Annotated in this window: 4 protein-coding genes; all 4 read right to left on the minus strand. The window is 69.6% G+C overall.

Translation table 11 applies throughout. The annotated features are described in order from the left end of the window. Positions 1 to 53 precede the first annotated feature (53 nt). Genes groL through ACFVYA_RS49515 form a run of 4 tightly spaced genes read right to left on the minus strand, consistent with a single transcriptional unit; the run spans position 54 to position 4,457 of the window. On the minus strand, positions 54 to 1,703 hold the full coding sequence (gene groL / locus ACFVYA_RS49500) for a chaperonin GroEL (protein ID WP_387055575.1): 1,650 nt from the start codon (positions 1,701 to 1,703) through the stop codon (positions 54 to 56). An 11-nt stretch (positions 1,704 to 1,714) separates the two neighbouring features. Beyond that, complete coding sequence (locus tag ACFVYA_RS49505; protein WP_387055577.1) at positions 1,715 to 2,740, minus strand: NAD(P)-dependent alcohol dehydrogenase; 1,026 nt, start codon at positions 2,738 to 2,740, stop codon at positions 1,715 to 1,717. Further along, positions 2,737 to 3,459, minus strand: a complete 723-nt coding sequence (locus ACFVYA_RS49510; RefSeq protein WP_387055579.1) for a metal-sulfur cluster assembly factor — start codon at positions 3,457 to 3,459, stop codon at positions 2,737 to 2,739. The genes ACFVYA_RS49505 and ACFVYA_RS49510 overlap by 4 nt, the downstream gene beginning before the upstream one ends. Next, positions 3,456 to 4,457: an amidohydrolase family protein gene (locus tag ACFVYA_RS49515; RefSeq protein ID WP_387055581.1), complete on the minus strand. Its 1,002-nt coding sequence runs from the start codon at positions 4,455 to 4,457 to the stop codon at positions 3,456 to 3,458. Before ACFVYA_RS49515 ends, ACFVYA_RS49510 begins: the two co-directional genes overlap by 4 nt. Positions 4,458 to 4,613 lie beyond the last annotated feature (156 nt).

Raw genomic sequence — 4,613 nt, forward strand, 5'->3', positions numbered from 1 at the left:
ACGATCTGCCGCGGGGAGCTGCTGTCGCCAGGAGAGGAACGCCTCTGACGTGCCTAGTAGATGTTCGACGGGCGGACCATGCCTTCGGCGAGGTCGCCGACGCCCGGAGCGATGATCGCGCCCGGATTGACCAGCACCTCCTCGACGACCGCGGTCTCGGTCGTGATCAGCAGGGCCGCGATGGAGGCCGCGCTCTCGAGGGCCGAACGGGTCACCTTGAGCGGGTCGATGACCCCCACCGCGAAGAGGTCGCAGTACTCCCCGGTGAGGGCGTCGAACCCGTGGCCGCTGTCCAGGCCCGCCACCCGTTCCAGGACCGCGGCACCGTCGTAGCCGGCGTTCTCCGCGATCCAGTGCAGCGGCTCGCCGAGCGCCCGGCGCACGATTTCGCGCCCTTGGGCCGCGTCGCCGTCGAGGTCGGGCAGCTCGACGGAGGTCGCGGCCTGCGCCAGCGCAGCACCACCGCCGGTGACCACGCCTTCCTCGAGCGCCGCCCGGGCCGCGGCCAGCGAGTCCTCGACGCGCAGCATCCGCTCCTTGAGCTCGACGCTGGTCGCCGCCCCCACCCGGACGACGGCGACCCGGCCCGAAAGCCGGGCGATGCGCAGCCGGAGGCTGTCCTGGTCGTGTTCGATCCGGGCCCGGCCCAGTTGCTTGTCCAGCTGGCCGATGCGGGCCCGCACGGCGGCCTCGTCGCCGGCTCCGCCGATGATCGTGGTCGTGTCCTCGGTGATGGTGATGTGCGCGCACCGGCCGAGGTCCCGCTCGGTGACGTCGGTGAGGCTGATCCCGGAGTCCTCGCTGACGACCCGGCCGCCGAGGGCCGCGGCCAGGTCCTCCAGCTCGGCCAGCCGGCGGTGCCCGAAGCCGGGCGCGCGGACCACGACCGCTGGGAAGGTGCCGTGGACGTTGCCGCTCACCACCAGCTGCAGCGCCGGGCCGTCGACGTTCTCCGCGAGGATCACCAGCGGCCGGCCGGCTCGGCGGGCTGCCTCGACGGTGGGCATCAGCTCCTGGACCTGGCTGATCTTCCGGTCGGTCAGCAGGATGACCGGATTGTCGAAGCTCGCCTCCATCCGCTCCCGGTCGGTGACCATGTACGGCGAGGTGTAGCCGTGGTCGAACTCGATCCCGTCGACCAGCTCGACGCTCAGCCCCGGGTCGTCGGACTCCTCCACCTCGACGACCCCCTGCCGGCCGACCGCGGTCAGCGCATGCGCGATCACGCGGCCGATCCGCTCGTCGTCGCTGGCCGCCAGGGTCGCGATCCGCTCCAGCTCCGCCTCGCCGGTGACCGCGGTCGCGGACTTGCGCAGCCACTCGACGATCGCCTCGACGGTCTCCTCGATGCCGCGGCGCACCCGCATCGGGTTCGCGCCCTCGCCGAGCGCGGCCAGGCCCTCCCGCACCATCGCCTGGGCGAGGACCGTCGCCGTCGTGGTTCCGTCCCCGACCACTCCGTTGGTCTTCATCGCGACTTCCTTGACCAGCTGGGCACCCATGTTGGCGAAGGGCTCCCGCAGCTGGACCTCCCGGGCGATGGTCACGCCGTCGTTGGTGATGGTCGGCGGTCCGGTCAGCTTCTCCAGCACCGCGTTGCGGCCCTTGGGACCGAGGGTGACCTTCACCGCGTCGGCCAAGGTGTTGACGCCCAGCTCCAGCTGACGCCGCGCATCGACGCTGAACCGCAGCTCTTTCGCCATGATTTTTCCTTTCAGGGGATGATAATGGCCCGGCCGCGGACCTTGCCCGCGCTGAGATCATCGATCGCTTGCTGGAACTGCTCGAGGCGGTACTGGGCGGTGTGCAGCTTCACCTTGCCCTGCGCGGCAAGGACCATCAGGTCCTGCAGATCCGTGTAGGAGCCGACCAGGTTGCCGAGGAAATTGATTTCGGTGGAGATGATGTCGATGGTCGGGATGTCGAGGTTTTCGCCGTATCCGATGACGTAGTAATTCCCCGCGCGACGCAGCATCCGGACGCCCTCGGACGTCGATCCGCCTTCGCCGACGAAGTCGAGGACCGCCTCCGCGCCGTGGCCGCCGGTCAGCTCGAGGACCTTGTCGACATGTCCACCGTCGGCGACGACCGTGACATCGGCGCCGACCTGGGAAGCCAGCTCGAGTGCCTCCGGATTGCGGTCGACCACGACGAGCGTCGCCGCGCTCATCGCCTTCAGACATTGGATGCCGATGTGGCCGAGCCCGCCCGCGCCGATGACGACGCAGACGTCGCCGGGGCGCAGCACCTTCGCGGCCTTCGCCGCGGCGTGCTGGGCGGTGAGCCCGGCGTCGGCGAGCGCGGCGACGTCGGCGGGTTCGAGGTTGTCGGCCAGCTTGACGCAGGACCGCGCCGACGTCAGCAGGTACTCAGCGTATCCGCCGTCGGTGTCGATGCCCGGAAACCGCGAGTTCTCGCAGTGCACGTCGTCGCCGAGCCGGCAGGCCCGGCACAGGCCGCACGTCACCAGCGGGTGGAGGATCACCTTGTCCCCCACCGCGACGTTCGTGACCGCGTCGCCGACCGCGTGCACCCACCCGGCGTTCTCGTGGCCGATCGTGTACGGCAGGGCGACGCCGGTCTTCTCCGCCCACTGGCCTTCGAGGATGTGGAGGTCGGTCCGGCACACCCCGGCGGCGCCCACCCGGACCACGACGTCCAGCGGGCCGGTGACCTTGGGCTCTCCGACGTCGTGCAGCTGGAGGTCGTGGTGGTACCCGGTGACCTGGACGGCTTTCATGAACGGCTCCTGGTGTTCGAGACGACGAGGTCCACCTCGGCGTAGCGGGTGGCCAGCAGGCCGCGGCAGAAATGCGCATTGCCCTCGATGGACACGCGCGTGGCGGCGGCGAGGCGCAGCCACAACGCGGCGTCGGACTTCGCAACCGGGGTGCCGTCGTGGTCGACCAGCACCCGCGCGTGCGAGTCCGTCGGCAGGCCGATGGCCTCCCGCCGCCGCAGCAACGCCGACTTCAGCGGGCCTTCCGGCAGGTCGAACAGCTCCAGCAGCGGCAGTTCTTCAAGCGTCCAGGCACCCGCCGCCAGCACCGGACGGCAGCACCGCTCGATCGCGGCGAGGTGCGCCTTCCGCTGGAAGGTGCCGCGCAGCTCATCCAAGCCAGCCTCGGCTTCGACGCCGAACGTGCCGACGTAGCCGGCCGCGGCGGCCATCCCGCGGTTGATCTTCTCGGAGTCGTGGTGGTCGTCCAGGACCACGCGGACCCGGCCCAGCCCGGACACCGCCGTCAGGGCGTCGTGGGCGTCGGACACCATCAGGTAGGCGAAGTTGGGCGCGCAGAACGCGGTGGGGAGGCGCAGGTGCACCTCCACGCCGTCGTCGTCGACGGCGACCGAGCGGACGAAGCCCAGCTCGGTCACCGGCTGGTCCAGCTCGGGGTCGTACACAGTGGACAGTGCCGCCAGGATCTCGGCCTCCACGGACACGGCGGTGGCGGTCATCGCGCACCGGCCGTCGCGGGCAGCCGGAGGTGCTGGGGCACGTCGAGGTCGTACAGCGCGGCCGCGTTGAGCCCGAGGATCTTCTTCTTCTGTTCGACGGTGATCGCCGGGTACTCCGGCAGGTCCGCGGGGATCTGGAAGTCCACGAACTGCTCGATGAGCCACTTCGGCGTCCACAGCGCGTAGTCGCTGGAGAAGAAGATCTTGTCCTCGCCGATCCAGTAGAGCAGCTCCCCGATGATCTGGGCGAAGTACTTCGGCCGCGTGTGGATGAACGGCATCGCGACGGCAAGTCCACCGTAGACGTTCGACTCCTGGGTCGCGATCCAGCAGAAGTCCTCCAGGCGCGGCAGCCCGACGTGCTCGACGATGAAGTTCAGGTCGGTGTAGTCGGTGGCGACCTTGTCGACATCGGCGACGTCGAAGGCGTCCCGGTCGAGCGGGCGGATCGTCGGTCCCTTGTGGACGTGGATGTTCTTGATGCCGAGCTTGATGCACTCTTCGAGGTAGCGGCGCGTCCAGGGGTCGTCGAGCTTGTAGCCGCGCGAGTCGCCGTGCCATTCGGCCGTGTAGAGCTTGACGCCCTTGAGGTTCATCCGCTCGGCGTCCCGGCGCAGCTGCTCCAGGCCGGCCTGCTCGAACCGGGGATCCCAGTTGTGGTTGTAGGTCAGCTTGCCCGGGTTGGCGGCCGTGAGGGCCAGCGCCTCCTCCGTCTGCCCGAACCCGTTCTTGTAGAACTCGCCCAGCCGCGCCGGCTGGAAGATGGCGTGGTCGACGTAGCCGTCCTGGAAGAGGTCCTTCATCAGGCGGTCGCCGCCGTAGTAGGTGTAGGTGTCGTAGTCCCAAACGACTTCCTCGGGGCTGAGGTTCCGGTGGTAGTCGTAGAAGCAGTCGATGAACTGCTTGCCGTGGACGTTCAGCTGGTTCTCGGACCGGGCGTCCCAGAGCGCGATGTGCGCATCGACGATGAAGTACTTCTCGCCGTCCTTTTCATACATCGGAGATCCTCATCCTTCGGGCGTGTGGTGGAGAACCGTGGTGGCGGGGCCGCTGCGCGTCGCCCGCGCCCCCCCCCCGCGACGCGCGGCGCGTAGGCCGGAGGGCCGGGGTCTAACCACGGAGAGAGGACGCGGACGCCCCGGGGGGCGACTGCG

The organism is Amycolatopsis sp. NPDC058278 (assembly GCF_042881395.1).
Taxonomy (GTDB): Bacteria; Actinomycetota; Actinomycetes; order Mycobacteriales; family Pseudonocardiaceae; genus Amycolatopsis.

What these genes read in the sequence shown, in the direction of transcription:
- ACFVYA_RS49505 (WP_387055577.1), bottom strand. Translation starts at nt 2,740, where the DNA reads ATGAAAGCCGTCCAGGTCACCGGGTACCACCACGACCTCCAGCTGCAC.
- groL (WP_387055575.1), bottom strand. Translation starts at nt 1,703, where the DNA reads ATGGCGAAAGAGCTGCGGTTCAGCGTCGATGCGCGGCGTCAGCTGGAG.
- ACFVYA_RS49515 (WP_387055581.1), bottom strand. Translation starts at nt 4,457, where the DNA reads ATGTATGAAAAGGACGGCGAGAAGTACTTCATCGTCGATGCGCACATC.
- ACFVYA_RS49510 (WP_387055579.1), bottom strand. Translation starts at nt 3,459, where the DNA reads ATGACCGCCACCGCCGTGTCCGTGGAGGCCGAGATCCTGGCGGCACTG.